We start from the raw sequence: 26,538 nt of genomic DNA, 5'->3' as shown, positions 1-26,538 counted from the left end.
TTAATCAAACGTGATGACGGCTTTCCGCACCTGATCTGGATGCTCCTTAATAAACTGAAATGCATGATGAACGTCATCAACTGAAAATGTATGGGTCACCAGCCCGTTATGCACTAACTGGCCTCTATTCAAAAGCTCTACTACTTTTGGAAACTGATTGGTCTGCAATCGGGATCCGGTTATCGTGACTTCTTTTTTTGTAATCGGCAGCTGAGAAATCTGAGCCGCTCTTTCATCAAATCCAAGCACAACCACATGTCCCGCCGGTGATACGGCCTCAATTGAAAGCGCAAATGTCTCCGGCAGGCAAACAGCATCAATGACCACGTTTGCTCCTTCATTCCCAGTCCATTCAAGGACCCGCTCGGCAACATTTTCTGCTTGGACATTTACAACAGCATCGGCGCCGTTTTCTTTCGCAAATGCCAGCCGCTCGTTGTTCAAGTCAGTCATCATGACAGCAGCGCCCGCCAGCTTTGCCATTTTTAACACACAGATCCCGATGGGCCCCGCTCCCTGGATCAAGACGGTATCACCTTTTTCCACCTGGCCTCTCCACACTGCCTGGGCGCCTATCGTATAAGGCTCGGCCATGACTGCTTCCTCCCAAGGCAAGTCCTTTGAGACCGCGTGAAGCTGCCTTTCCGGAAGCACAATATATTCCCGCATGCCTCCGTCCTCATGTACGCCAAATACAGAAAGCTTGGCGCAAACATTCGGCCGCCCTTTGCGGCAGGCATAGCACGATCCGCAATAAGAAATCGGCTCAATCACCACATGATCACCGGGTTTTAGGCTCTGTACATTCGCACCAACTGCCTCCACTTGTCCAGTTACCTCGTGTCCGATAACTCTCGGGAGGGTAGCGAGCGGATTCGTTCCATGATAAATGTGCATGTCTGAACCGCAAATGCCGACTCGCTTGACTTTCACGAGCACTTCATCATCCTTTGAAAGAACTGGCTTCTTCACCTCCGCTGTCACCAGATCATACGCTTTTCGCACTTGAACCGCTTTCATTTTACTCACCTGCTTTTTAAGAATTCATACACGCTCCGGGCGATAGAAATTCCGTTTTTCTTATTTCTTACTTCATGCAGCTGCTCGATCTCGCCGGGCACATACACTCTTTCGAATCCAACAGCCGGCGGTGATTGCTGCAGTTCATCAATCATGGCATCCATCTGCTCTAAAAACGTATCCCAGTCAGTAAAAAAGGCTGGATTGATCGCGCAAACGTAATGCCCCAGCTTTCTTTTTTGATCAAGGCCGCTGTACATTTTGGCAATATGAGGGCCAAAAGCCGCGCCCGCCAGCAATCCTGAAAATACATCCACCACAATCGATAGTCCATAGCCTTTCGGGCCGCCGAATGTTGAAAGTGAGACGACCTTGTCAGGATCAGTTACTGCTTCTCCGTTTTCATCGACTCCCCATCCTTCAGGAATTTCTTTGCCCTCTTCACGGGCCTGCAGAATCTTCCCAAAAGCCACTTTGGATGTCGCCATATCTAGGATAAACGGTTTTTTATGCTTAGCCGGAACACCGTAAGCAATCGGGTTTGTCCCTAAAAAAGGAGTCCTCCCCCCAAACGGGACAACGATACTGTCTGTATGCGTCATTGCCATTCCGAGCAGCTTTTCGTCAGCCGCTTTTTGCACAAAATAGCTTAGCGCTCCGCAATGGCTGCTGTTTACGGCCGTGACCATGCCGACTCCTTTTTTCTTCGCCATGTCAATTGCATGGTCCATCGCCATGTCGCAATTCACATGACCGAAACCATCGTCTCCGTCAAGCACCCCGGTCACAGGCCCCGTTTCTTTAAAAACAGGCTGTGCCCCAGGATTGATCCCTCCCGCTAAAAGCCTGTTCACATAGTGTTCTGTGCGCAGCACGCCATGCGAATGTACATTGCGCAAATCAGCGTGCACGAGAACATCTGCTACTTTTTCAGCATCTCGTTCATTCAAACCGGCACCGGCCAGCTTTTGTCGAACGAGTCCCTTTGCTTCTTCAGCTGCAATTGTTATCGTTTTCAAACAAGTGCCTCCTTCCTTTTCAGTTTTTTGGGCACTCCCCTAGCGAAACCCCTACAAACACATTTTATTTACAAATTATTTTAAATATTCTTTATATTATATTGTCAGTACTTTTGATGAAGATCCTGAACGATCTGAGCATGCTGCTGGTCTGTGAGTTTATAAAGAAAGCCGATAATGATCATCGCTAATGCCAAAGCAATGGCCGGATACAGAAGAAGCAGCGCTTTGATGCCAATCAGCGCCTGTGCTGTCTGGACTGCATTCGGAACATAGCCGATAATCCCCAAACCGATCCCCGAGAGAAAGCCAGACAAAGATTGAGCAAGCTTTCTGGAGAAATTGAAAAGTGAATATGTCGTTGCTTCCTTCCGTTCACCGGATTTCCATTCGCCATAGTCGATAATATCGGAGACAAGAGCCCACGTGATGCCATTTGGGATACTGATTCCAATAAAGGCGATACTGGCGAGAATTGTAAACACATAAACGTTAGATGGAAGCATAAAGTTGATCAGATCCGCGGCCACACTGATGCCGAAGCCGATCATTGCCGTTCGTTTCTTTCCAAACATCTTGACGAGCTTTGGAAGGAATACGACGCCCAAAAAGGAAGAACCGATAATTATGAAGTTCATATAAGCCATTAATTCAACATTGCCCAGGTTATATTGTGCGAAATAGACGAGCATGGCGGATTTAATGTTGTATGCGGAAATTGAAAAAACCGTCATCAGGACAAGGGTTAACAGCGGTTTATTTGTAATAAATGTTTTGACGACAGATGAGAGTGTTAATTTTTCTTTGGGTGCTTCCGATATGACAATGCGCTCTTTGCAGTTGCGGTAGCAAATATAAAACCAAAGCACACCGAGTGCAGCGAACAAGCCCATGACCACCGGGTAGCCGACCTTCGGATTATCAAACTTGATGAGCAGCGGCATCACGGCAACACTTGTGATAAACAAGGCGCCAAGTGATCCGATTTGGCGGAACGTCGAAATGGAGGTCCGGTCCTCAGAATTTTGAGTCATCGCTGCCCCTAATGAGCCGTACGGAATATTCACAAACGAATAGCCGATGCCCCAAATCATATAGGATGCATATGCATAAATCAGTTTTCCGGTCGTTGATACATTGGGAGACAGAAAAATAAGAACAGTAAGCACCGCAAGCACGATGCTGCCGATTAATAGATAAGGCCTGAATTTCCCCCGTTTGCCGATGTTTTTGCGATAATCGATTGATGAGCCGACAATTGGATCTGTTATCGCTGCAAACAGCTTACTGACTAAAAAAATGCCGCCGGCCATCGCAGCGGGGATTCCCGCTACATCAGTGAAATACTTCAATAAATAAATCTGGCCGAGATCAAACATAAAACCATTGCCAAAATCACCAAAACCATAGGACATTTTCTCTTTCAATGAAAGCCTTTTTTCCGTTTCGACCGACACAACCTTATTTGCCAGTTCAGTTCGCATGTTCCACCTCTGTGTCTTAAGAATTTTCGGATAGTGATCCGCTCAGGGATACTGAGCGGATACTTTGTTACACGTTTGCTTTCTCTTCTTGAAATTGAAAGTAGTGTTTCGCATTGTCATAGCAAATCCCCTGAACGATGCTTCCCAGAAGTTCCATATCGCGCGGCACTTCGCCGTTTTCCACCCATTCTCCAATCAAATTGCAGACGATCCGCCTGAAATATTCGTGACGCGTATACGAAAGAAAGCTTCTGGAATCGGTGAGCATGCCGATAAAACGGCTGAAAAGGCCAACATTTGATAACGCTTTCATTTGATCGAGCATCCCGTCTTTAGTATCGTTAAACCACCAGGCTGTGCCGAATTGTATTTTTCCCGGGGTAATACTGTCCTGAAAACTGTTGATCAAGCTGGCGATGACATAGTTATCATTTGGATTCAGTGAATATAAAATCGTTTTCGGCAGCTGGTTCTTCATCTCAACTGAGTTCAGCAGCTTGTATAAAGGCTTGGCAATTTCTTCATCGTTCATTGAATCATAGCCTGTATCAGGTCCGAGCCTTTTCATCATTTTTGTATTTGTGTTTCTTAAAGCGTTGATATGAAACTGCATCGCCCAATCGAGCTCCGCATACAAACCGCAAAGAAACTGAAGCGTATATGTCTTAAATTTCTTCTCATCTTCATAAGAAACCTCTGTTCCTTGTAATCTGTCAGAAAAAATCCGTCCAGCTTCTTCTTTTGTTGTTTCGGCAAATACCATTGAATCTATCGCGTGATCAGAAACTCTGCCGCCGGCTGAGTGGAAGAATCGCACTCGTTTTTCCAACGCCTTTAAAAACTCACCATAGGTTGTAATGGATATGGCGGCGGCATCTTCAAGCGCCTGCACCCACTCAGTAAAGCCTTCACGATTGATCTCAAGTCCTTTATCCGGCCGAAATCCAGGCAGCACGCTGACAGGAAAGTCTTTGTCTTCTCTTAATAATAGATGGTATTCAAGAGAATCGACAGGGTCATCCGTGGTGCACACAACCTTTACATTTGATTTCACGATTAAATCCCTTGCCCCGAAGCCCTCCCCTTTGAGCAGTTCATTTGTCCGTTTCCATATAGCCGGCCCGGACTTCTCGTTTAAAATCTCATAAATGCCAAAAAAACGCTGCAATTCTAAGTGAGTCCAATTGTAGAGTGGATTGCCAATCGCCATCGGCACGGTTTTCGCCCAAGCCATAAATTTCTCCTCATCAGGCGCATCTCCGGTGATGTATGTCTCCTCAATTCCATTGGCTCTCATGATGCGCCATTTATAATGGTCACCATACAGCCAGGCTTCCGTGATGTTTTGAAATGTCTTATTTTCATAGATTTCTTTCGGACTTAAGTGGCAGTGGTAATCAATAATTGGCATGTCTTTCGCATAATTATGATAGAGGCTGACAGCGGTTTCATTTTTCAATAAAAAGTTTTCGCCCATGAAGGGTTCCATGTCCTCACCGTCTTTCATTCTATTTCAAAATGTTAACGTTAACATTTTGATTTGTATCTATTTTACCTTTATATTCCTCTGGGATCAATCTCTTTTTTGAAAATGAAATGTTAACGTTAGCATATAAACAAAAAAAGACATTGCCAGAAAGCACCCGGAAAGGAACGCTTTTGGCAATGTCAAATTCATAAAAAGGATTAGTAAGCCAGGCTGAAAAGTCCTTTAATGTGTGTTAAGTAGCGTACGTTACTTGCTTCTTTCATCAAGGAAGCAGGAAGACCTTTAAGCGGTGTAGAATTTGCACCAATGATGGCAACCGCGTCTTTGCGTCCAAGGCTTGCAAGTGTACCAGAGTTTACTGGCTTGAATGTTTCAAGCGTTTTGCCTTCCAGGTAAGCGAATAGGTTGTAACCGATCAGCTCACCCATTTGCCATGCGATTTGTGCAGTTGGCGGGTATGGACGGCCGTCTGCACCGAAGTAAACTGCGCTGTCTCCAGCAACGAATACATCTTCATGAGATGTAGATTGCAGGAAGTCATTTACAGTCGCGCGTCCGCGGTTCACTTCTAGACCTGATTCACCGACTAATGGGTTACCTTGTACGCCGCCAGTCCAAACAAATGTGTTGGCAACAACTTTAGATCCGTCTTTCAGATCAATTACGTTTCCTTCTACATTTGTAACAGGAAGACCTGTTAAGAACTCAACGCCGCGTTTTTCAAGGCTTGCAGTCGCACGCTCGATAAGATCATCCGGAAGAACAGGAAGGATTTTCGGACCTGCTTCAACAAGTTTCAATTTGATTTCTTTATGGTCCACGCCGTATTTTTTCGCAAGGTTCGGCATGATGTCAGCAAGCTCACCAACAAGCTCAACACCTGTTAAGCCGCCGCCGCCGATAAGGATTGTTGCATCTGCTTCGTTTTTCGTTTTAGAGTACTCGCGCACACGATCTTCAACATGTTGAAAGACTTTGTTCGCATCAGCAGCAGATTTCAATACCATGCTGTTTTCTTCAAGACCTGGGATGCCGAAGTAAGCCGTTACAGAACCAAGACCTACAACAAGCGCATCGTAAGTTAATGTAGAACCGTCAGCAAGCACAACTTCTTTTTTATCAACAGAGAAAGAGCTTACTTCCGCAATTTTAAGATCAATGTCTTTGCCTTTGAAAAGTTTTTCTAATGGCATTGCAACCGCTTTTTCAGACACGTTGCCTGCAGCAAGGCGGTGTAATTCCGTAATGATTTGGTGAGTAGGGTATTTGTTTACCACTGTCACGCGTGCTTGTTCTTTTGTGTAATGTTTGCGAACTGTTAGAGCAGAAAGAACTCCGCCATAACCAGCGCCTAGAATGACAATATGTTTTGACATCGTATATCCTCCGTCCTTTATATCAATTTGAATCTGAGATTATTTTTGGTTTTCGCGTTCGTTCATGACTTCAAGGTAGCTGTTAGCAAAACGGAACAGCTTTTGAGCTTGAGGATCTTTCAGCATGCGAAGAAGGCCGAAAAGTCCAATTGTTTCGTTGCTTGCTTCCGCGCGGTCTTTTGCTTCGATCGCAGTCGCAGCTACTTCTTTCGCTGTTTCTTTTACAGGCTCGAGAATTTCAGTGATCGCACCGACTGTGTCGCTCTTTAACACTTCGTCAGTCGCTACAGACTGAGCGAAATCATAAGACTTCGTTAAAATATTCACTAACTCAGTCAGCTTCGGAAGCTGGTCAACTAAAACAGTCAATGATTCTTGAACTTCTGGCTTTAATAGCTGATCAATAAGATCTTGCTGGCTTTGGCTGACAGACGCATTTGTTTGATCGATTGTTTCTGGCATATCCAATTCTCCTTTACTATAAGCAGTTTGCTGATTTTTTTGGAAAGGGTAGTGCCTCTCCCTGTCTCACGCTTTTAAGGCATAAGAATAAGGATTGTGAATTCGTGCACAATCATTTACAAAAATAAATGTTTACTACCCAGTTTTTCATCTTGCCATATTCAGTATTATTTTTATCTAAAAATAAACAATTGAATAAGTCAAAATCCTTTACTCTCTCTGAAAATAGCAAACACAAAAAACTCCAATTCGATTACCTTCTATATGATAACACTTTTTGAACAAAATTTGAACGTGAATTGCTTCGATTATGAAATTAATTTATATGGAGCTCATGTCATATCGTTTCTGCGGCACTAGTTATTGACAATCCAGCAATTTCTCCCCTTCACTTTACCCATATTTCCAATAGAGGCTCTCTTTTTCCTGTGATCGGATCATTCGCCGGCAACGCCGCCTGCTTAATCTGTTTGAGCGCTTCCTCCCGCTCATTCGGTTTCCCCGTCTTCATATCATACTGAACGCCACCGGGATAGGCGCCAAGGACAGTAAAATCGGGGCTTGAGCTGAGCTTTTTATGTCCGACTCCGGCTGGAATCACGACTGCGTCGCCTGATTTGAAAGGGATGGCAGCCCCTTTTTCTCCCCCAAACTGAATCACAGCCTCTCCCCTAAGGGCAATCAGGACTTCATGCGTATTGCTGTGATAATGATGGTATGGAAAAACACTCCCTGACCAGCTGTTTGACCAGCCATGCCGGATGACGATCCGCTCTGCCAGTCCGGTGTCCTTAAGCGCGTTTTGATACACCACGAGCGGAAAATCAGGGTGATTCGGAATCCTGCCGTCATCCGGAAAGAAGTATGTCTGTGTCTCTTTTTCCATCAATTTCACCTCCCTTTTTTGTCTTCCACACATAGCGGTTCTCAAAACATGATGTTTTTCTCATGATTCCATTGATCTGCATGATACCGAATTGTATAGTATAAAAAAATAATGCCAGAATGAGGGATATCATGAAAGCTATCGTTATCGGAATATTGGCTTCACTCTTCTTTTCAGTGTGCTGCCGGTTGTCATTGCGGCTTTTGCCTATCCGTTAGGAAACAGGAGAATGCTCGAAGAATACGGAGGCCGGCTTGATACATTTCAGCGCGTGCTTGGAATGACATTGGCAAGCCTTCCATTCTGGCTTATATTAGCAGCTTACGGCTGGTGGTCAGATGGCCTTCCACAGCAAGTCAAACCGTTCAATCCTTATCGTTGCCATCAGCTCAGGCATCATTGCGACGATTTTATTTTTCTGGGCCACTGATATGGTAAGAGACAATCCTCAAAAACTCGCAGCTGTTGAAGCCACTCAATCCGGTGAAGTGATTTTCGCGCTGCTTGGTGAAATTGTTCTGCTGTCAGGCGTTTTCCCATCTCTTTTATCATTTGCCGGTTTATTCATTATAATAGCAGGGATGATGTTACATACCTTCGCTTCACAGCCGAGAAAACCGAAAAAGAAAGCACAGTCAAATCTGACTGCGTAGCATCTGCAGGAGAATGGGTGAAAGCCTGTTCTCCTTTATTTGTGCTACCAAAAGGAATCTGTTTCACGTTATAGTTAAATATAATGTCAGCCTACTTATATTGAAAGGTGATTATTGTAATGGAAGCAAACGATCAAACACAAAACATACCAGCCATCTCCTTCAGATCAGTCAGAAAAAGCTATAAACAAGATGGACAAACCTATGATGTGCTGCAGGATGTCACCGGAGACATTCAACAGGGCGCAATCGTAGCCGTTTTAGGCCCTTCCGGCTCAGGCAAAAGCACCCTCCTTTCTATGTGTAATTTAATGAGAACGCCTGACAGCGGCGAAGTCAACATATATGGAAAGGAAGTCAGAGAATGGAATGTCAATGAGCTGAGGCGAACGGCAGCCCTCGCGTTTCAATCGGCTCCCGTGCTCGACGGGACAGTGCGTGACAATTTAAGTCTTGTACAAAGGCTGCATCAATCCCAGCTGTACTCTCCTGAAAAGCTGGCTTCTCTTGCAGGGCTGCCGCCAGAGCTGTTAGACAGAAGCGCCAGAGACTTATCGGGCGGGCAGCGGCAAAGACTGTCACTGGCCAGAACGCTCTCAAATCCTTCCTCCATTCTATTGTTGGACGAAATCACATCGGCCTTGGACCCGGTTTCTGCTCTTGAGATTGAAGAACTGATCAAACGTCAGCATCAAGAGAAAAAATGGACAGTCATGTGGGTCACTCATAATATGGAGCAGGCAAAACGAATAGCCGATACCATTTGGTTTATGGCAGATGGCCGGCTGCTTGAAATCGCTGAAACCGAAACATTTTTCTCCGCTCCGCAGCATGAAGCAGCGAAAGAATTTTTGAAGGGAGGCACTCGGTAATGGATTACCTTTCTCTCTCTTTAACGATGATCTTTGTTTTGATCGCCTTGTTTTTATCAAAATCCTTTAAAGCCGGTGTAGAAAAAGACATGATCATCGCCACCATCCGGGCCGCGGTGCAGCTGCTTATCATCGGTTATGTTTTGTCGCTGATTTTTCGCGGAGACCACCCTGTTTTTATCCTGCTGATGGTGCTGTTAATGCTCGCGGTGGCGGCGCAAAATGTCATCAAGCGAAAGAAAAATACTATCGGTTCGTTTTGGAGGGTGTTTGCCGCGTTAGCAATCGTAGAAATTGTGACGCAGGGAATTCTGCTGTCTCTTCATATCATTCCGCTTACGGCACGATATGTCATTCCGATCAGCGGGATGGTCATCGGAAATTCGATGGTGCTCTCAAGTTTGTTTCTAAACCGGCTTAACTCAGAAGTCGGCGTTCGCAAAGAAGAAATTCAATTAATATTGTCACTTGGCGGCACACCGAAGCAATCCATACAGCGCATTCTTACCTCAGCGATGAAAATGAGTATGATCCCGACGCTCGAAAGCCAGAAAACACTGGGTCTTGTCCAGCTTCCCGGCATGATGACTGGCCAGATTCTAGCCGGCGCGGACCCGATTCAGGCAGTACGCTTTCAGCTCTTAATCGTGTTTACAACGATGGCCTCAGCCGCGCTGACTTGTGTAATCTTAAGCGTGCTGACATACCCATCATTATTCACCGTTCATCAGCAGCTGAAGCAGAATGAATGACAGACAAAAGCCGCTTTCCGAGGGAAAAGCGGCTTTTTGTACTTGTTATTCCTTTTCTTCATAATACTTGGCCAGCTCAACAATCATTGCACCCATCCGCTCAATCTCTGGCGCAAGCAGTCTCGTAATGCCCTCTTCCCGCAGTGCTTCAGCAGTCACTTTTCCGACAGCAGCTGCGATGGCGCGTTCTTCGAATACCTTCTTCACTTCATTGATATAACCTCGCCCCTTAGCAAAATCAAACAGGGAACGAACCTGAATGGCCGTTGTAAAACAAACGGCATCGATCTCACCGTTCATCAGCTCTCGGCATAATCGCTCCACCGTTTCCTCCTCCGGCGGGATGTGCTGATAAGGCAGAATCGGCAGGACAGACGCGCCTTTTTCTTCAAGAAATGCCATGAGAGCCGACGCTTTTTCGCCATGAAGCTGCACCAGGACTGTTTTTCCTGAAAAGTCGTGAGGCTCCAAAGAACGGATTAAGCCTCTTGTTGTCCCGTCTTCATCCGAAGCTTCCGGTGTGATTCCAAGCTTTTTCAGCGCAGACAGCGTTTTGTATCCCCGGCATGCCGCTTTCGCTTGGCAAATGGCCTGCAGAAACTCATCTTTCAGTCCAATTTTCTCTGCCATATCGACAAGAGTCTCCAGCCCGATGCCTGTCGTGAAAATGACCCAGTCAGCTTTTTCTTCCGCAAACGTCCGCAAATCCGGCTCCACCTGCTTCTCTGCTAAGTAAACTGTACCTTGGAGAGGCCGGATGACAGGTATTCCGCCCTGTTTTTCAATGATTGTACTGATTTCTTCCGTTTTTCGTGAGCCACCGATTGCCACGCGTTTTCCAAGTAACCCTTTTCCCATACCCGTTTCCTCTCCTCTTTGCATAGGCTTTTTATGTATACAAGCTTATTAAAGCTATTTTGGCGCAAACCAAGGGAGAAATCAAGATAAACCCAAACTCCTAAAATCCATTGAATACGCCGGAAGCTTGCTGTAAGATAAACAGCAGACACGTCTTGTAACGGAGGATCGACATGGAAACAAAAAAAGAAGAATATGAAACAAAAGGCTACGATACATCGATTGTTTACGAATTCAATGAATATCCGGACGCCCGCAGCGGGCGCTGCGACAACTGTGATTACACACTGTTCAAAAGCTCTGTAAAAGGCGGAAAATTTCTTAGAGAATGCCGGAGATGCGGGATGAAAAAAAATATTTAAACAGAAAACCGAAATCAAATTGATTTCGGTTTTTATGTTTTTACTGCGGGACAGCGGATTTTTTCATAAACGCTTCAATCTCAGCTGCCGCACGCTCCGCTCCGCCAGCTTCTTTTACATCCTTTTGCATATTCTTGACGCGGCTGAGCAACTCTTGATCACTGGATACAGCCTGAACCGCTTCCTGCAGGCTGGAAACATTCACTTCCTCTTTCGGCAAATAAACGCCAAGGCCTAATTCATCAACCCGATTTGCAGTGAGCTCTTGCTCGTACATTTGCGGAATGACGACAAGCGGCACACCTGCGTTCATCGCTTCCATCGTACTGTTCATCCCGCCATGAGAGATGAACAAATCAGCTTTCTCTAACACCTCAAGCTGCGGCACACTTTGGCGAATGGTAAAGTTAGCAGGAATATCCTCCAAGCTTTCTGGATCAATCGTTTTCCCAACCGACATGATCACTTGCCATGAAGAATCCCGAAATGCCTTGATGCACATCTTGTAAAATTCCGGCCATGCGTTAAACGCCGTACCCAAAGAAATCAGCATAAGCGGGCGATCATCCTTGTCAATCAACAAGCTTTCTTTTTCCTTCCGTTCTCCGAGAGAGGGGCCGACAAAACAGAAACGGTCATCGAACGTCTCATGCTGAATCTGAAAAGACTTCGGCATAAAGACAATATTTAATGCTTCCGGCACAGCTAACTGTTCAAATGAAACAGCCGGCAACTTCTCTTGCTCCAAGTAGGCTTTAAATTCAGCCTCTGCTTCTCTTATTTTTTTCAGCATGTCTTCATTTCCTAACTGAAAGGATTCATTTTGGGCATATGACGAACAGAGCTTAATGACCGGAACATTAAGCTTTTCAGCAAACAATTTACCAGCCAGCGCAACAAAGTCATAGATGATCAGATCAGGCTGATCACCCTTATATAACTCCTCAAGCTGCGGCAGAATGCTGAGTGATTCTTTCAAAAGGCTGAGGGGCGCGTCATTCTTTTCCATCATCTCCCTGATTTGCTTAGGATCAATATTCAAGGATGTATGATAGAGCAATGCTTCTCCACCGGCTTGCTGAACAGCGGGCGCAAACTCCTCAGTCGTCGCGTACGTGACACGGTGCCCTTTCTCACAAAGCTTCTCTACTAAAGCAAGCGTAGGATTGACATGTCCGTATGCCGGGATATTGATCATCGAAATATGGTACTTTTTCATGAATCTCCAGTCTCCTTATCTATTACATTTTCACACGGAAGCTCTTTAATCCGTATATCACACTGTTTTCAATCGGAGTGATACTGACGCACTCCATATGAGGAAAAGCAGAAATCAAAGACGTTAACGCGATATTTGCTTCAAGACGGGCAAGCGGAGCCCCAAGGCAAAAATGGATGCCATGGCCAAACGCAATATGCGGGTTGGGATGGCGGCGGATATCAAACATGTGCGGCCTGTCAAACTTCGCTTCATCACGATTTGCCGATGCCACAAACGCCAAAACCATATCACCTTCTTTAATCAGGTGCCCCCCGATCTCCGTATCCCGCTTGGCAATGCGCCTCAAAACCGGGGCGGGCGCTCTGAAACGCAAGGCTTCCTCCACTGCCTGAGGCATCAGTTCAGGATGGCTGCGCAGTTCCTCGTAAACGCCTGGCGTTTCTAATATGCTGTACATCGCATTTGAAATCAGGTTTGTAGTGGTTTCATTTCCGGCCACCAGCAGCAGCGTGCAAAACGGAATCAGCTCTTCACCGGACAGCTTCTCGCCTGTTTCTTCCGCTTCCACTAAAATAGAAATAATATCCTGTGCCGGTTTGTTTCGCTTTTCTTCTATGATGCCGGCAAAAAACGCAGCCAGTTCTTCCTCACACTTATCTCGTTCTTCCAAAAAGGCTTTTTCAGCTTCTTCACTTTTATCCTTCGGTGTACTGACCAGAAGATCAGACCATGCTTTAAACTGATCCATATGCGCTGAAGGCACTCCCAGCAGCTCAGATATCACAATAACCGGAAGCGGGTATGAAAAATCGTGAACAAGGTCAAACTCACTGCGCCCCTGACATTTTTGAATCAGTTCATCTGTGATTTCTTGAATTCTCGGTTCCCATTGCTTCATCACGCGCGGAGTGAAGGCTTTATTCACGACTGAACGGATTTTTGTATGCTTCGGCGGGTCCATGTTAATGATGGAATTTCCAATAGAGCTTGTCTGCTGCGGCATGTAACTGGAAAACAGCTCTTTATCCCCAACAACTTTTTTGACATCATCATAAAGAAAAACGCTCCACACTTGGTTTTCTTCATCGAAGGAAACAGGCGCATCCTTTCTCATCGATTCGTACCATGGAAACGGATGATACGCATCCTGTTTGTTTTTCCCATTGAGCAGCGCTCGCTGCAAGGCTTGCCGGCGGTTTAACACACTCATTATGGTCACTCCCTTGAAAGAATTCAGCAATGAATGTTCCACTTCACCTCCCGCTTTCGAAAAAGAGAGGGACTACCACATATAAGCAAATTGATAACAGCAGGCAGGCTATCACGATGTTCGATGCAGGCATCATATATTCCCCCTCGAATTTCGTTCATCTTACCATAATCTTTCAATTTTTTTCTATTCTGCACTGCTGTTTTGGCTCACAACGTGACCTTAGGCATAAGCACGCAAATCCAATATGGATTCAATTGCACCGCTCCGCTCAAAAAACGCCTCTGTTTTCAACCAAATGCACTAACTCCAAAAATGACTTTCCCATTATGTAAAATAAGCTGATTCTATGATTAAATAGAAGGTAAAAGGTGAAGGAGAGAACAACGTGGCAGCACAGACTGATTACAAAAAACAAGTTGTCGGCATCCTACTTTCACTTGCATTCGTACTGTTTGTATTCTCTTTTTCTGAGAGACATGAAAAACCGCTTGTTGAGGGAAAAAAACAGGAAAACTGGCATACTGTCGTCGACAAAGCCTCTGTCAAAATTTATGGCAGCCGATTAGTTGAAGAAAACAAATTAAAGCAAAAACTCGGCCATAAACAAGCCGATTCTATTTTGACCCTTCTGAAACTCGCCAACGAAAAACACATTACATTATAAAAAATAAAGAGCCCATAGGCTCTTTATTTTTTAGTCAAATATCGTTTTCTTGTCCGGATGGCGCAAAAAGTCAAACAGCATGCTAAGCTGTGAGGGGGTGTTTCGTTTAGGAGAAAGCGGCGGGAGTCTGTCTTCCGGAAAAAAAGCGGCATGATTCGTCTCGATCCCTGTTTCCCCCTGCCCGCCCGTCATGCTGCATGCGATGAAGATTTTATAATAGTGATAAGGCTGAGGGGGATGAGAGTGTTTATGGCTGTCTAGCACGGCCAGCAATCGAGACGGCTCTGTATCGTACCCCGACTCTTCTTTGATTTCCTTGACGACGTTTTCAGCTGGCGATAAACCAATCTCGCAAAATCCACCCGGCAGCGACCACAGCTCATCATGCTTCTCCCGGACAAGCAAAATCTGATTCTCTCGGAATACTGCGCCGCGAACATCCGCTTTCGGTGTCGGATAGCCGCTCTCCCTTTTCCATAAATCAGTGATAACTTCAATGTCCGTCTGTGAGTAATCCGCCATCATTTCCGCGCTAAGCTTCATTAGCTCTTCGTACCTCTCCCTGTCGTACACATCCTTGGAAAAAGCAAGCCCCGCCTGGGCGATCGCCCGAATCCGCTGTGCCCGTTCCAGCCATTTGGTTTGCATAATCGATCACCTCACTACCATTTTATACCATAAGTCTCTTTGAAATAAAAAAAGCATGTTCCGATCTTCCGGTGACATGCTCAAAAGATACCTTAATTCAATTTTACCAAATATGTAATATCCTCTGTTTCAAAATTTAAAAATGATGGATTATATGATAGAGTAAGGTTTTTTTCTCCTTTTGGAATCACAAAACTGACTGTGCCTGATACCTTTTTACCCGAGGCTAACTTCCCTGATTTTAGGCTTGTTTTCAGGTCAGCAGTAGATACTATGTTTGCTCTGATCGATTCATCCTTGCTGTCTTTCAATTCAAAACCGCCACTCGTATAATTGAAAGGCTTGTCACTTGTATTTTCGATCGATACCTCAGCTATTAAAAATTCTTCCTTTTGATTTATTGTTTTTTCTTTATCTCCTATTTTCGCCTTATATTCACCTTGTTCTGCCGTCGTATATACTTTATTGACCGAGAAATTTGTGCTGGAAGCTTTAAAAGTTTCGCCTACTTTATGCACCTTTTCGTCCGTTTTGGTTTCGTTTTTTTCCTCTGTTTTCTTTTCCGTTGCTGTTGCTTCTTTCTTTGCTGTCTTTTGCTCAGCTGACGCATCACTTGACTTGCTGCACGCAGAAAGCGCAAAGCCAATCGCTAGCACAAACAAAATGAATAATGCTTTTTTCATTGCTGTTCCTCCATCTAAAGTAATCGTTTTCTATTATAATCACGCTTTTCCTTTTCTTAACAGAGAACAAAGTAACAAATTACTCTATCATTTCCAGTCATATTATAGGTCAGCCAATGATATAGATATCTATCCTCTACTGAAAAAATACTGGACGGGCCTATGCTGTCATTTCATTTTTCCAAAATCAAAGCTACTTTGTCTTGTTTCTGAATTAGATATTTCATCCTAGTTCCTAAGACTCACCTCATAAAAAAACCCGAGCTGGCTGAAGCCGGCTCGGGTGGGAGGTCAATCTCGCTTGTTCATTCCTCTTTTCTCTCGGGGTTCCTGATGATGTTTTTGGTGTTCCGGAGGCTGCGTCGTGCGTTCCAGCTCCTTTGTATCTTGTCCCATTCCTTTTAAAAAGGAAAAGAGCAGTGTAATTGATTTATTGATTTCCGGGTCTTTTAGCGAGCGGATAATATCAAAATAACCTGTCTTTTCTTCGCTGTTTTTCTGCTCTACAGCGCTTGCCACACCCGCATTCACTTTCAAAATGAGAGGCTCCAGCTCCTTCACGTCCAGCATGCCGAGTGTTCCAAACAGAAGAAGCAGATTTTTCAGCGTATTGGCTGTTTCCTCTGTATCTGCCTTTTTCACCAGGATATCAAGAACTTTATCCCCTTGGCCAAAAAGGCCGCGGAGCAACGGCAGGACACCGCGCTCGTTCATATGGCCCAGCATATGCAAGGTTTCGAGAATCGCTTCTTTGTGATCAACTAGAGCATCTTCAATTTCCCGTAAATCACGCTTTCGCTGATCCTCCTCGGTTACCTCGATTTTCTGGATTTGTTTAATCGCTTTAGCCATTATGGCCCATCCCCCTTTTCACGGCGTCACCAGGGAAAATATAATCCTTCCGCGCCCATTTCTTTTGAACCTGCACACCGATTTGCGGCTGCGGATTGCCGTTGCGGTGGTTGATCTTAGGCAGCGGGCTGATTCCGTCGTGCTTCAAAATTTCCATCTTGGCCGATGTTTCTTTGTAAGCAGGCGTATCGGTATCCTTATCGGCATGGCTGCCTGTTAACAGGTTGATCGCCGCTTCCCCTGAATCGTTCATTGGCAGATATACTTCCTTCCCTTTGACTCGATCAGTAATCAGGCACTTCACTTTGACATTTCCGAAAGGCGATGTGAGTCTGACGAGGGTTCCGCCCTGAATCCCTCGTTCTGCCGCAAGCTCAGGAGAAATTTCTAAGAACACTTCCGGTGTTTTCTCCGAAATCCCTTTTGATTTGTAAGTCAGGTTCCCTTCGTGGAAGTGCTCCAAGAGCCGCCCATTGTTGACATGGATATCATATTCCTCACCGAATTCCTTAGGCTCTGTCCACTGGACAGGGTAGAGAATGGCCTTGCCGTCCGGGAAAGGGAAGCGCTCTGTAAAGAGTAAAGGCGAATCCTTTCCATCAGCGTTTACAGGCCATTGCAGGGAATTATAGCCCTCAAGACGTTCATAGGTGACACCGGCATAAAACGGCGACAGCTTGGCTGCTTTCTCCATAATGTCTGCAGGATGCTCATAGTGCCAGCCGGCGCCAAGCTTATTGGCAACCTCCATAATAATCTGCCAATCCGGCTTTGATTCGCCCAGCGGTTCAAACACCTGATACAAACGTTGAATCCGGCGTTCTGTGTTTGTAAAGGTTCCTTCTTTTTCAAGGCTTGGGCTCGCAGGAAGAACCACATCAGCAAACTCCGCTGTACGTGAAAGGAAAATGTCCTGCACCACAAAGAAATCAAGCTTTTCATATGCGGTGTGTACATGATTGATGTTGGAATCCACCAGGCCCATTTCTTCACCTTTTACATACATCGCTTTCAGCTGTCCGGAATGGATTTTTTCAATCATTTCGTGGTTGGTCATACCCGGCTCCTTCGGCAGCGGCACGCCCCACGCCCGCTCGTATTTTTGGCGGACTTGTTCGTCCGTCACTTTTTCATAGCCCGGCATTCTGTCAGGCATGCTTCCGAAGTCACTTGCTCCCTGCACGTTATTATGGCCGCGCAATGGGTAAGAACCTGCTCCCGGTTTTCCGTAGTTTCCTGTCACAAGCAGCAGATTAGAGATCGCCGTGCTCGTGTCGCTTCCTCCAATGTGCTGTGTCACGCCCATCGCCCACAATGCGCACACACTGTCAGCTTGCCCGATCATCTCTGCCATTTGGATAAGGGTTTCTCGATCAATCCCGGTTTTCTCCTCAGCATATTCAAGTGTGTACGGCGCGAGGCTTTTTACATATTCATTTCGTCCGTTCACTCTTTCTCTCAAAAATCGTTCATCGGCCTTGCCGTTTTCTATTAAATATTTGGCGATCGCATTCAGCCAGACGATATCCGATCCGGCACGCGGCTGGACAAATAAATCGGAGCGTTCTGCCATTTCGTGTTTTCTGATATCGGCGACGATCACTTTCTGCCCTCTTAGCTTATGAGCCCGTTTAATGCGAGTGGATAAGACTGGATGCGACTCAGACGTGTTCGAACCGATAATCAAAACAAGGTCCGCTTGCGCGATATCTGTAATTGATCCTGAATCACCGCCATAGCCGACTGTCCGGAACAGGCCGGCAGTCGCAGGAGATTGGCAATAGCGAGAGCAGTTGTCCACATTATTTGTGCCAATGACCCCTCTGGCCAGCTTTTGCATAAGATAGGATTCTTCATTTGTACATTTAGAAGATGTAATAAAAGCGAGAGAATCCGGGCCAAACGCCTCTTTTAATTCCGTGAACTTGCTGGCGATCAGCGATAACGCCTCCTCCCACTCTGCTTCACGGAAATGGTCACCTTCACGGATCAGCGGCTTTGTCAGGCGTTCTTCGCTGTTAACGAAATCCCAGCCGAACTTGCCTTTCACACAAGTAGAAATGCCGTTGGCTGGCGCTTCCTCCTGTGGCTCTACTTTCAGAATGTCTCTGCCCTTTGTCCAGACATCAAAGCTGCAGCCGACGCCGCAATACGTGCAGACGGTTTTCGTTTTTTTGATTCGTTCATCGAACATAGCAGATTCCATATCAGAAATCGCGAGAATCGAGCCGTAGCCTGTCTCTACGCCTTTCGTGATCTCGATCATCGGTCGCAGCGTTTCGTTATTGATGCCTGTTAAATATCCGGCTTCCCCTTCCATTCCTTTTTCCATCATCGCGTTGCACGGACAGACCGTTGAACAATGGCCGCATGACACACATGACGACTCATTGATCGGCACGTCGTTATCCCAAATGACGCGCGGGCGTTTCCGCTCCCAGTCAATGGTCAGCGTTTCAGTTACCTGAACGTCCTGGCATGCTTCAACACAGCGTCCGCACAATATACATTGATCTGGATCATACCGATAAAACGGATGGGATTCATCCTTATGGTATGGCTTGTGATCAAACGGAATGCTTTGGTGATTGATTTTCATTTCCTTCACCGTATTATGTATTTCGCATCCCCCATTGTTGTAATCGCAAACTGTACAATAAAGCTCATGATTATATAAAATCTTGTCCATCCCGATGACCTGCGCTTTTTTCACGTCAGGTGAGAGCGTATCAATGATATCCCCATCCTTTAATTCAGCGGAGCACGACCTCTTCAGCTCACCATTGATGCTGACGATGCACGTATCACATGTTTCAATCGGCCCTAAGCTTGGATGATAGCAAACTTGCGGCACTTCAATCGAGCTGTTATTCAAAAGCTGCAGCACCGTCTGTTCCTCGGACGCTTCCATTTCAACGCCGTTTATTGTGATTTTTTTCTTGCCAGGCATCTCCATTCCCCTTTCTTGCTTTATATACCGAATTACCTATTTCAGTTCCCTTACAACAACTCAATAAAACATACAAAGCGCACTCACATGTTTTATTGCACTAACACCGGGAAACGGGATGGTAGATCAATAAGGAGGGATCAACATGAAAAAGACAATGTCTGCTATTACCGCTGCGGCAGCAGTAACAAGCTGTTTTACCGGCTTTGGGGCTGCGTCCTTTTCAGCACCGGCAAAGGCCGCAGCTCAAACAAATACACTCTATGAAAATACAAACCAATCAGCCACTGAGCTCGTCAAAAACCTTTACAACACCGCCTACAAAGGGGAAATGCCTCAGCAGGCGCAAGGCCTTACCATTAACAAAAGCACAAAAGGGGATGTCCACGCTGCGTTTGGGGAACCGGAAAGACCAGTCGGGGGAGACAATCGATTTGATTTATATCACTGGAATATGGGACAGCCGGGCTACGGATTTTCCTATCATAAAGACATGACAATTTCAGAAATCCGCTACTTTGGAACCGGTGTGGAACGGCAGCTGAATTTAGGCGGAGTTACGCCGGAAGTGCTGCAGAAGCAATTAGGGCCAGCAAATCGGGTGTTAACCGTCCCGTTTACCGATGAAATCGATTATGTATATGATACAGGCCGCTATGAACTCCATTTTGTAATAGGCACGGATCAGACAGCCGACCATGTAAACCTAAAAGCAAAATAAACACCCTATGCGGCTATTCAGCCGCTTTTTTAGTGGACAAATAAAAGCTATATTCCTTACAATACAGGGAGATGAAGCAGAGACGGGGTATCAATTCGCAATGAAGCGAAATCGTTGGATATATGCAGTTTTCACCTTACTGATCATTGGGCTGGGGCTTGGATCCAGAGCATACTCCAGGGTTCTTCCTGATACCCTCAATACTTATCTTGGGGACTCGTTGTGGGCCGCCATGATCTTTACGGGATGCGGATTTCTATTTCGGAAGCTGAAGACAATGATAACGGGCATTATCAGTCTTTCTTTCTGTTTTGTCATTGAATTCAGCCAGCTCTATCATGCCGAATGGATCGATCAGATTAGGGATACTTCTCTTGGCGGACTTGTACTGGGGTACGGTTTTTTATGGAGCGATATCGAAGCATATACAATCGGAATTGCCGCCTGTGCCGCCATAGAACTGCTGGTTTTGGGAATCAAAAAGCGCCGCTGTATGTGACGCTTTTTTTCATTTGGAAAACAATCCGCACTGAGAAAGAATGGTCTTCGCATCCAAACGCGTGGCCTCGCTTATCGTGATATGATGTTGATTCATAAATGACTGAACGGCATGATAGCCAACTGCATAACCCGCAAAAGCCGATAAACCTGCAGGCTTAAAGCCTTGGTCGTTAGCAATTGGATCACCAAACATATAACGGCTGACTTCCGAAAATCCTTTCACATCCAGCACCTCATTAATCACATCAATGGAATATTGCAAATCCTCATGATCAAAACGAGTTACCCAAGGGCCCAATCGTTCCGTGCCAAACAGCTCTCTGGCGAATGATTCCGCCAATCCTTCAATCACAAGATAATCCCCGACACTTACAGAGCCATGATGAAAATCTATATACGAAAACCGCACATTATGATGAAACTCATGAGCAATAATTGAAGGAATCCTTGGCAGGTTATAACGGTTCGGATCAATCCATACATGAATAAAGCCCGGTATCCCGCCAAACCCGCAGTAGCCTTTTTGCAGCTGAAGTTTATTTGGATCAGCGATATAAAGGCCGAATTTGATCTCCTCTGCATTCACCCGCAGCTGTTCGCGCTCAGCAAAAAATATGCATTGCCGAAGTGCAGACTCAGCTGTCTCTGAAACATGTGATTCTTTCAGTATTTGCAGTGCTTTCTGCCCGCTTTCAGCATCACGGACATCCAAATAGCCCAGCATTTTCGCAGCCATGATCACATCATAGCCGTTTGGCTCCTTCGCTTTCAGCGGAACTTGGATGGCGGTCCACATCTTTTCAAACGGCCTCATCATCGTATACCGAAATTCATCTTCTCTTTTCTGTTCTTCCATTGAAAACAGCTTTTCGTATTGCTCAAAGGTCTTTTCCATTACAAGATTCATCCTGATCCCTCCTTGTCAAAAACATACGGTATGCTCTAGCGTAAGGGTCAACAGGAGAAATTAAGCCATTTTTCACTGTAAAATGATACAAAGCCGCCGATAGGTAAGACATAGGAGGTGGAACGATGGATATTCCTGCTTTATCAGTTGCAATGCATCAAGCATCCCTTGCCCAGAATGTTAATATCGCTTTAACGAAAAAAATGCTGGACACCGCCCAGCAAAATGCCGATCAAACCTTAAAGATGATTCAGCATCCGACTCTCGGACAAACCATTGATGTAAAAGCTTAACCTCACACCAAAGGCGGCCAATAACTCCATCCTCCCGGCCGCCTTTATTGTTCACAAAAAAGCATGCATGTTTTGATTGTTCCTCCGTATGATTTATTGTTTGCCATATTAAGGAGGTCATAAAGGATATGAAAAGACTGTTTACGAAGGCTTCATTGGTGTTATTCGCAGTAGTATTTGTTTTTGCCGTCAAAGGTGTACCCGCCAATGCGGAAACCCATGCCTACGATGGAAAAAGCCCTTATTACAATGATTGTGCGTCCAGCGGCTCTACAAAAAAATCCTCAAACTTAGTGAATGCAAGCAATCAAGTCATCGGAGTAGTCGAGCTTAAATTCAGCAGTACATGTAAAACGGCTTGGGCAAAAATCACGATGAATAATACATTGACGTCTGGCTTTGAAGCAAATGCGGAGATTACCCGAAACACGGACGGCAAGAGATATAATTGTGATTCTGCAGGCGGCAATGGAAAAGCGGTGGCCGGCCAAAAGTCTTGCTATACACCGATGGTATATGATTTAGATCCAAGGACTTCTTACGCTTTCGGCAAGTATTCAGGGCCAAACTTAAATGTTTGGGCCACCACAGGCTCTTATTAAATAGAAAAAAGGCTGTCCGTACGGACAGCCTTTTTTAATTTATTTCGCTTCTCTTTGTTTTTTAACCTCTTCAAGCTGAGAAACTGTCACCAATTGATAGCCTTGATCGGTGAGCTTTTTCATAATTTCATCGGCCGCATCAGCAGAGGTGCGGTAAATATCGTGAATCAAAATGGTTCTTCCATCTCCCGCCTGATTCATGACACGGTCAACAATTGTTTTTTTGTTACGGTCTTTCCAATCTTCCGGGTCAACATCCCATAACGCAACATCCATTTTCATTTGACTCCGCAGTTCATCATTAATGCCGCCGTATGGGGGTCTTACAAGCGTCGGACGGTATCCGCTTATTTTTTCAATGATGTCTTGCGTATCATTGATCTGCTTTAACGCTTCTTTCACTGAAAGCCTTGTGAGAAGCGGATGGCTCCATGAATGGTTCCCCACCTCATTTCCTTCTTTCAGCATTCTTATTAGCGTTTCCGGATAATATTGAACCCTGCTCCCCAAAACAAAAAACGTGGCATGACCCTTATATTTCTTCAAGGAGTCTAGAATCTGATTTGTTGTCGCAGGATTCGGGCCGTCGTCGAAAGTAAGCGCAATGACTTTTTGATTTGGATCAACCGTTTCCTCTTTGGGTAAAGAAATCACTTCATGCTTCGGCTTTTGTTCTTTGATTTTATTTTTATTTTTTGCTTTATCAATATATTGTTCTTTCAGAATGTCTTTCAAAAGACTTTTCTTAATGGCAATCGATTGCTCTCCAAGATAGCCTGCTGCAACCTGATATGTGTCAAAGTAAAGTTCGATATAATCCTCCTTGATGGCAAAGCGGCTGAAATTTTCTTTTTTCGGAGCCGTCCCTTCCTTTAACAGTGCATCGTCCGCTGCAATGTCCTTATTCTTTTTCAGTTCGTGATAAGCGATTAACGAAAGCTTATGTAAGTAGTCAGCGTCCTCTTTGAAAATATCATCAATGGAAAGAAACGCTTGTTTACTAAAATCATAGTTAAACGTTTTTTTCACGGTTTGCCCGTGTGCCCCGCCGATGTATTTATATTCATTAAATACAATCGCCACTGTCTGTTTGGCATAATGGACAATTTTATAATCAACATTTAATTCGTTGCGTTTTGTCGTATGCTCTTGGTCAACGTCTTTTGTTTCCTTTTGAAATTGACGAACCTCTTTTTCTGCGAATCTTTTTAATGCCGAATCCATTTTTTCATTTTTGAAAACGGGATAGTTAACCGCGTAATTAAAAGTTTTCCCGTCATTCACAAGCGTTGCGATCTCAACATTCCCATATTGAGAATCAGTTCTTACTTTATTCATGACCGTTTCTTTTTTCAATGAATGATTATGGAAAAAGCCGATAAGGCCCACCACACATACAACTGCTATTAATACATGAAACCATTTGATTCTTTTTGCCAACAACAAAAACTCCTTCTTTCGTAGCCATTTCGATTTACTCTTCATCAGTTGGAACTGTATCTATTTAGAAATGATTTTGTAACATTGTAGTAACATTTATTTCACATTTGTAATACTATGAGATTTAGAAGTTCATGTCAATCCTTTTTAAGGAATTTCATCATAAAAAAAACCGAGTTTCATGAATGTACATACACCCAACTTAAGCATCAAGAATATAGTAAAAGGAATAAAAAAAGCTAGGGAGGTTTTCCTCTTGGATTACCCTTTGAATGAACAGCCATTTGAACAAATTACCCCTTATGATGAAAGACAGCCTTATTATTATCCGCGTCCGAGACCGCCATTTTATCCGCCTTATTATCCAAGACCGTATTATCCGTTCTACCCGTTTTATCCGCGCCCGCCTTATTACTACCCGCGCCCGAGACCGCCTTACTACCCTTGGTACGGTTACGGCGGCGGTTATGGCGGAGGATATGGCGGAGGTTACGGTTACTAGTCGCCGCATATCAAAATGGGGGCAGTCCAGCTCCCCATTTTTTTATTTTAAAAATGACAATATCATGACAAATATAGGAAATAATTGTGATTCCGTCTCCCTCTTGTTACGATAACAAAAGCATGCAGTTTTGGGGGAGGCGTCTATTTTTGGAGAATACAAGGGATTCTGCAGCCATATCTGAAACAAAATACATAAAAGCTTCGAACCGGGTAACCATTTACGATTTTATCAAACTTGCAAAACCCGGCATTATCATATCAAACTCGATAGCAGCCTTCGGCGGGTTTTGGATCGCGTTTGCAAGCGCAGAAAAAACGTTAACCGGAATGGCTTTTTTGATGACAATGGTGACAGCAATGTTGGGAACCGCGTTTGTGATGGCTTCCGGCACTGTCTATAACAACTATTTTGATCGGCATATGGACGCAAAAATGGCACGCACTCGCAGCAGGGCCTCGGTCACAGGGAAAATGCCGCCAGCCATGATCTTAACATATGGATCTGTTTTAGGAATCACAGGTCTTGCCATGCTTTATTCCCTCAATCCATTAACGGCCTTTCTCGGACTGGCCGCCTTTATTTTTTATGCGATCATCTATACGGTATGGGTGAAACGAACGTCTGTGTGGAGCACATTTGTCGGGAGCTTCCCAGGAGCTGCGCCGCCATTGATGGGGTATTGTGCCGTAACCGGTGACTTCAGTATGACAGCAGTGCTGTTGTACACGATTATGTTTCTGTGGCAGCCGCCGCATTTTTGGGCGATTGGGATAAGACGCAAAGAAGAATATCGTGCCGCTGGCGTTCCGCTCTTGCCAGTAGTCAAAGGCAACCATGTAACAAAAATAAAAATGATGCAATATATTGCCGTCCTGGTGCCGGTCACGCTATTATTCCCTTTCTCTCTCGGCACCGGCCATATAAGCCCATTTTATTTCTTAGCCGCCTTGGTTCTCGGAGGCATATGGATCAAAAAAAGCATCAAGGGATTCAAAACAGACGATGACGTGAAGTGGGCAAAGGATATGTTTGTCTACTCGCTTATTTATTTTTGCTTGCTGTTCTTCATCATGATGATCGATTCATTTATGATGTTTCTGATCAGATGATGCAAAAAGAGCCACACATTAATGTGACTCTTTTTTGTTTGGAAAAACAGCATCTAATAGAAATGTCACGGCAAAAAACACAGCCATGCAAATCAAAAATCGTATAATCTCACTCAAAATCCAGCTATCAGCTATGCGCATACCATCGGTTTCTCGGAGGGTTGCGCATATTGAAAAAATCATGAGTATGTTTTTTAGGGTTTCTTTGTTCATAAAATACCATCGCTTTCTCGATAGGATGACTTAAAGGCAATGAGATAAGTCATCAAGATATAAAATGTGTCGCATCGTTGCATGTTTTGATTGAAAGAAATCATTGTTTTTCTGCCAGCCAATTGTAAAGCTCAGGCAAACAGATGAAAACCGTTTCTGTGAAAAAGCAGATCTAATCGAATGCTTCTATACTCTCTCCACAAATAAAAAATGCTAAGAAATACATTTGTTTCTCTAATCTATAAACCCGCATTCTTTTTCCATCATCAGGTATTATAAGCCAAAAACAAACAAAAAAATAGACTTGCGTTTGAGTTGTATGAAAGTGAAATTGCAAGAATAACCCATACGGTGGTAATATATTGTTTGATTTTCCCATATTCATAGATTTGGAGGTCATATAAAAGTGAAGGGAATATTTTTAGTTGTTCAGCTTGGATTTTCTATTATGATATTTCTGTTTTTAGCTGCTGTTAATTGGTATCAAGGAAGCGAGCTTGTTTCAGATCGATTTGATTGGAACTATACTGCTAAACTCTCAAAACTGCTAAATGGAATTGATGCCGTCAGCAGCCCCAAACAAATTTCACAGCTTGATTTTTTCATCTACTCCGCTAAACACTACCCTGTTATGAGTGCGTTAATGATCATCTCCTTCTTATATGTTCTGGCCGCTCTTTTTTTACTTATATACTCAGTCAAATGCAATAAGCAAGAGATTTATTTGAACTGCTGACCCGGTAAAATTCGTTTTTATAGCCCCTTAACTCTTCCCAGATGCA

The 26,538-nt window shown here is 44.6% G+C and carries 27 protein-coding genes and 1 pseudogene; 12 read left to right on the top strand and 16 right to left on the bottom strand.

Annotated elements, in window-relative coordinates:
- The 7 genes from NX903_RS06080 to NX903_RS06050 form a co-directional block, all read right to left on the bottom strand.
- Positions 1–1,020 carry a zinc-binding alcohol dehydrogenase family protein gene (locus NX903_RS06080; RefSeq protein WP_086343730.1) on the bottom strand — a complete coding sequence of 340 codons (1,020 nt, stop codon included), beginning with the start codon at positions 1,018–1,020 and terminating at the stop codon, positions 1–3.
- 5 nt (positions 1,021–1,025) lie between these two features.
- Positions 1,026–2,039 carry an ureidoglycolate dehydrogenase gene (gene allD, locus NX903_RS06075; protein ID WP_086343729.1) on the bottom strand — a complete coding sequence of 338 codons (1,014 nt, stop codon included), beginning with the start codon at positions 2,037–2,039 and terminating at the stop codon, positions 1,026–1,028.
- A 104-nt stretch (positions 2,040–2,143) separates the two neighbouring features.
- Complete coding sequence (locus tag NX903_RS06070) at positions 2,144–3,523, bottom strand: MFS transporter (RefSeq protein WP_086343728.1); 1,380 nt, start codon at positions 3,521–3,523, stop codon at positions 2,144–2,146.
- Between the two features lie 67 nt (positions 3,524–3,590).
- Positions 3,591–5,012: a glucuronate isomerase gene (gene uxaC / locus NX903_RS06065; RefSeq protein ID WP_086344588.1), complete on the bottom strand. Its 1,422-nt coding sequence runs from the start codon at positions 5,010–5,012 to the stop codon at positions 3,591–3,593.
- Positions 5,013–5,209: 197 nt separating this feature from the next.
- Complete coding sequence (locus NX903_RS06060) at positions 5,210–6,388, bottom strand: NAD(P)/FAD-dependent oxidoreductase (RefSeq protein WP_086343727.1); 1,179 nt, start codon at positions 6,386–6,388, stop codon at positions 5,210–5,212.
- 39 nt (positions 6,389–6,427) lie between these two features.
- A complete protein-coding gene (locus tag NX903_RS06055; RefSeq protein WP_003220510.1) occupies positions 6,428–6,850 on the bottom strand; it encodes a DUF1641 domain-containing protein in 423 nt (140 codons plus the stop codon).
- Positions 6,851–7,238: 388 nt separating this feature from the next.
- Positions 7,239–7,736 (bottom strand): cupin domain-containing protein, encoded by a 498-nt coding sequence (locus NX903_RS06050; RefSeq protein ID WP_033884358.1) that lies wholly within the window; start codon positions 7,734–7,736, stop codon positions 7,239–7,241.
- 157 nt (positions 7,737–7,893) lie between these two features.
- Between NX903_RS06050 and NX903_RS06045 the strand changes: the two are divergent.
- The 3 genes and pseudogenes from NX903_RS06045 to NX903_RS06035 all read left to right on the top strand — a co-directional run.
- A pseudogene (locus NX903_RS06045) lies at positions 7,894–8,389 on the top strand (multidrug resistance efflux transporter family protein); the annotation flags it as partial.
- 119 nt (positions 8,390–8,508) lie between these two features.
- Positions 8,509–9,261, top strand: a complete 753-nt coding sequence (locus tag NX903_RS06040) for an ABC transporter ATP-binding protein (protein WP_041333936.1) — start codon at positions 8,509–8,511, stop codon at positions 9,259–9,261.
- Positions 9,261–10,013 (top strand): ABC transporter permease, encoded by a 753-nt coding sequence (locus tag NX903_RS06035; RefSeq protein WP_003232776.1) that lies wholly within the window; start codon positions 9,261–9,263, stop codon positions 10,011–10,013. Before NX903_RS06040 ends, NX903_RS06035 begins: the two co-directional genes overlap by 1 nt.
- A gap of 45 nt (positions 10,014–10,058) precedes the next feature.
- Here the strand turns inward: NX903_RS06035 and NX903_RS06030 are convergent, their stop codons facing one another.
- On the bottom strand, positions 10,059–10,871 hold the full coding sequence (locus NX903_RS06030) for a uroporphyrinogen-III synthase (protein ID WP_086343726.1): 813 nt from the start codon (positions 10,869–10,871) through the stop codon (positions 10,059–10,061).
- Positions 10,872–11,044: 173 nt separating this feature from the next.
- Between NX903_RS06030 and NX903_RS06025 the strand changes: the two genes are divergently transcribed.
- Positions 11,045–11,233 (top strand): hypothetical protein, encoded by a 189-nt coding sequence (locus NX903_RS06025; RefSeq protein WP_003232781.1) that lies wholly within the window; start codon positions 11,045–11,047, stop codon positions 11,231–11,233.
- A 40-nt stretch (positions 11,234–11,273) separates the two neighbouring features.
- Here the strand turns inward: NX903_RS06025 and NX903_RS06020 are convergent, their stop codons facing one another.
- Positions 11,274–12,452 carry a glycosyltransferase gene (locus tag NX903_RS06020; RefSeq protein WP_086343725.1) on the bottom strand — a complete coding sequence of 393 codons (1,179 nt, stop codon included), beginning with the start codon at positions 12,450–12,452 and terminating at the stop codon, positions 11,274–11,276.
- A 22-nt stretch (positions 12,453–12,474) separates the two neighbouring features.
- Complete coding sequence (yjiB, locus tag NX903_RS06015; RefSeq protein ID WP_086343724.1) at positions 12,475–13,665, bottom strand: monooxygenase YjiB; 1,191 nt, start codon at positions 13,663–13,665, stop codon at positions 12,475–12,477.
- A 388-nt stretch (positions 13,666–14,053) separates the two neighbouring features.
- Here yjiB and NX903_RS06010 point away from each other — a divergent pair, with 388 nt between their 5' ends.
- Positions 14,054–14,332, top strand: coding sequence for a hypothetical protein (locus tag NX903_RS06010; RefSeq protein ID WP_003232791.1), 279 nt, complete (start codon positions 14,054–14,056; stop codon positions 14,330–14,332).
- 30 nt (positions 14,333–14,362) lie between these two features.
- Here NX903_RS06010 and NX903_RS06005 read toward each other — a convergent pair whose 3' ends face one another.
- From NX903_RS06005 to fdhF, 4 genes are all read right to left on the bottom strand, one after another.
- Positions 14,363–14,980, bottom strand: a complete 618-nt coding sequence (locus tag NX903_RS06005; protein ID WP_086343723.1) for an NUDIX hydrolase — start codon at positions 14,978–14,980, stop codon at positions 14,363–14,365.
- Between the two features lie 92 nt (positions 14,981–15,072).
- The gene (locus tag NX903_RS06000) at positions 15,073–15,663 is read right to left on the bottom strand and encodes a DUF4352 domain-containing protein (RefSeq protein WP_134983139.1); all 591 of its coding nucleotides are present in this window, start codon (positions 15,661–15,663) and stop codon (positions 15,073–15,075) included.
- 291 nt (positions 15,664–15,954) lie between these two features.
- Positions 15,955–16,515: a DUF1641 domain-containing protein gene (locus tag NX903_RS05995; RefSeq protein ID WP_086343722.1), complete on the bottom strand. Its 561-nt coding sequence runs from the start codon at positions 16,513–16,515 to the stop codon at positions 15,955–15,957.
- Positions 16,508–19,465, bottom strand: coding sequence for a formate dehydrogenase subunit alpha (fdhF, locus tag NX903_RS05990; RefSeq protein WP_086343721.1), 2,958 nt, complete (start codon positions 19,463–19,465; stop codon positions 16,508–16,510). Before fdhF ends, NX903_RS05995 begins: the two co-directional genes overlap by 8 nt.
- Positions 19,466–19,610: 145 nt before the next feature.
- Between fdhF and NX903_RS05985 the strand changes: the two genes are divergently transcribed.
- Entirely contained in the window at positions 19,611–20,186 is a 576-nt protein-coding gene (locus NX903_RS05985; protein ID WP_086343720.1) for a YjgB family protein, read from the top strand.
- Positions 20,187–20,286: 100 nt separating this feature from the next.
- Complete coding sequence (locus tag NX903_RS05980; protein ID WP_086344587.1) at positions 20,287–20,685, top strand: ribosomal maturation YjgA family protein; 399 nt, start codon at positions 20,287–20,289, stop codon at positions 20,683–20,685.
- A 9-nt stretch (positions 20,686–20,694) separates the two neighbouring features.
- Here the strand turns inward: NX903_RS05980 and NX903_RS05975 are convergent, their stop codons facing one another.
- Positions 20,695–21,594 (bottom strand): DUF2268 domain-containing protein, encoded by a 900-nt coding sequence (locus tag NX903_RS05975; RefSeq protein ID WP_032725487.1) that lies wholly within the window; start codon positions 21,592–21,594, stop codon positions 20,695–20,697.
- A 125-nt stretch (positions 21,595–21,719) separates the two neighbouring features.
- Between NX903_RS05975 and NX903_RS05970 the strand changes: the two genes are divergently transcribed.
- Together NX903_RS05970 and NX903_RS05965 are read left to right on the top strand one after the other, a co-directional pair.
- Positions 21,720–21,887 carry a YjfB family protein gene (locus NX903_RS05970; RefSeq protein ID WP_014476499.1) on the top strand — a complete coding sequence of 56 codons (168 nt, stop codon included), beginning with the start codon at positions 21,720–21,722 and terminating at the stop codon, positions 21,885–21,887.
- 128 nt (positions 21,888–22,015) lie between these two features.
- Complete coding sequence (locus tag NX903_RS05965; RefSeq protein WP_014663593.1) at positions 22,016–22,489, top strand: YjfA family protein; 474 nt, start codon at positions 22,016–22,018, stop codon at positions 22,487–22,489.
- Between the two features lie 39 nt (positions 22,490–22,528).
- Here NX903_RS05965 and pdaC read toward each other — a convergent pair whose 3' ends face one another.
- On the bottom strand, positions 22,529–23,932 hold the full coding sequence (gene pdaC, locus NX903_RS05960) for a peptidoglycan-N-acetylmuramic acid deacetylase PdaC (protein ID WP_038428808.1): 1,404 nt from the start codon (positions 23,930–23,932) through the stop codon (positions 22,529–22,531).
- Between the two features lie 253 nt (positions 23,933–24,185).
- Between pdaC and cotT the strand changes: the two genes are divergently transcribed.
- The 3 genes from cotT (at position 24,186) to NX903_RS05945 (ending at position 26,492) form a co-directional block, all read left to right on the top strand.
- The gene (cotT, locus tag NX903_RS05955) at positions 24,186–24,431 is read left to right on the top strand and encodes a spore coat protein CotT (RefSeq protein ID WP_029946224.1); all 246 of its coding nucleotides are present in this window, start codon (positions 24,186–24,188) and stop codon (positions 24,429–24,431) included.
- A 122-nt stretch (positions 24,432–24,553) separates the two neighbouring features.
- Positions 24,554–25,543, top strand: a complete 990-nt coding sequence (cyoE, locus tag NX903_RS05950; RefSeq protein ID WP_086344586.1) for a heme o synthase — start codon at positions 24,554–24,556, stop codon at positions 25,541–25,543.
- 619 nt (positions 25,544–26,162) lie between these two features.
- Complete coding sequence (locus tag NX903_RS05945; RefSeq protein WP_086343719.1) at positions 26,163–26,492, top strand: YjdJ family protein; 330 nt, start codon at positions 26,163–26,165, stop codon at positions 26,490–26,492.
- Positions 26,493–26,538: the final 46 nt, after the last annotated feature.

The organism is Bacillus sp. FSL R5-0576, from assembly GCF_038004765.1.
GTDB lineage: Bacteria > Bacillota > Bacilli > Bacillales > Bacillaceae > Bacillus > Bacillus subtilis.
Note: the sequence above shows the minus strand (reverse complement) of the source record. Positions and strands in the feature narration are given on the sequence as shown.

Bases quoted from the DNA above. Each gene is read 5' to 3' on its own strand.
- NX903_RS06055 (WP_003220510.1), bottom strand. From the start codon at position 6,850: ATGCCAGAAACAATCGATCAAACAAATGCGTCTGTCAGCCAAAGCCAG.
- NX903_RS06000 (WP_134983139.1), bottom strand. From the start codon at position 15,663: ATGAAAAAAGCATTATTCATTTTGTTTGTGCTAGCGATTGGCTTTGCG.
- yjiB (WP_086343724.1), bottom strand. From the start codon at position 13,665: ATGAGTGTGTTAAACCGCCGGCAAGCCTTGCAGCGAGCGCTGCTCAAT.
- NX903_RS06020 (WP_086343725.1), bottom strand. From the start codon at position 12,452: ATGAAAAAGTACCATATTTCGATGATCAATATCCCGGCATACGGACAT.
- NX903_RS06040 (WP_041333936.1), top strand. From the start codon at position 8,509: ATGGAAGCAAACGATCAAACACAAAACATACCAGCCATCTCCTTCAGA.
- fdhF (WP_086343721.1), bottom strand. From the start codon at position 19,465: ATGCCTGGCAAGAAAAAAATCACAATAAACGGCGTTGAAATGGAAGCG.
- NX903_RS06050 (WP_033884358.1), bottom strand. From the start codon at position 7,736: ATGGAAAAAGAGACACAGACATACTTCTTTCCGGATGACGGCAGGATT.
- NX903_RS06025 (WP_003232781.1), top strand. From the start codon at position 11,045: ATGGAAACAAAAAAAGAAGAATATGAAACAAAAGGCTACGATACATCG.
- NX903_RS06030 (WP_086343726.1), bottom strand. From the start codon at position 10,871: ATGGGAAAAGGGTTACTTGGAAAACGCGTGGCAATCGGTGGCTCACGA.
- NX903_RS06070 (WP_086343728.1), bottom strand. From the start codon at position 3,523: ATGCGAACTGAACTGGCAAATAAGGTTGTGTCGGTCGAAACGGAAAAA.
- NX903_RS05985 (WP_086343720.1), top strand. From the start codon at position 19,611: ATGAAAAAGACAATGTCTGCTATTACCGCTGCGGCAGCAGTAACAAGC.
- NX903_RS06005 (WP_086343723.1), bottom strand. From the start codon at position 14,980: ATGCAAACCAAATGGCTGGAACGGGCACAGCGGATTCGGGCGATCGCC.
- NX903_RS05975 (WP_032725487.1), bottom strand. From the start codon at position 21,594: ATGAATCTTGTAATGGAAAAGACCTTTGAGCAATACGAAAAGCTGTTT.
- NX903_RS05965 (WP_014663593.1), top strand. From the start codon at position 22,016: ATGAAAAGACTGTTTACGAAGGCTTCATTGGTGTTATTCGCAGTAGTA.
- uxaC (WP_086344588.1), bottom strand. From the start codon at position 5,012: ATGGAACCCTTCATGGGCGAAAACTTTTTATTGAAAAATGAAACCGCT.
- NX903_RS05980 (WP_086344587.1), top strand. From the start codon at position 20,287: ATGAAGCGAAATCGTTGGATATATGCAGTTTTCACCTTACTGATCATT.
- NX903_RS05995 (WP_086343722.1), bottom strand. From the start codon at position 16,515: ATGGCTAAAGCGATTAAACAAATCCAGAAAATCGAGGTAACCGAGGAG.
- NX903_RS05970 (WP_014476499.1), top strand. From the start codon at position 21,720: ATGGATATTCCTGCTTTATCAGTTGCAATGCATCAAGCATCCCTTGCC.
- cyoE (WP_086344586.1), top strand. From the start codon at position 24,554: ATGCAGTTTTGGGGGAGGCGTCTATTTTTGGAGAATACAAGGGATTCT.
- NX903_RS06035 (WP_003232776.1), top strand. From the start codon at position 9,261: ATGGATTACCTTTCTCTCTCTTTAACGATGATCTTTGTTTTGATCGCC.
- NX903_RS06080 (WP_086343730.1), bottom strand. From the start codon at position 1,020: ATGAAAGCGGTTCAAGTGCGAAAAGCGTATGATCTGGTGACAGCGGAG.
- NX903_RS06060 (WP_086343727.1), bottom strand. From the start codon at position 6,388: ATGTCAAAACATATTGTCATTCTAGGCGCTGGTTATGGCGGAGTTCTT.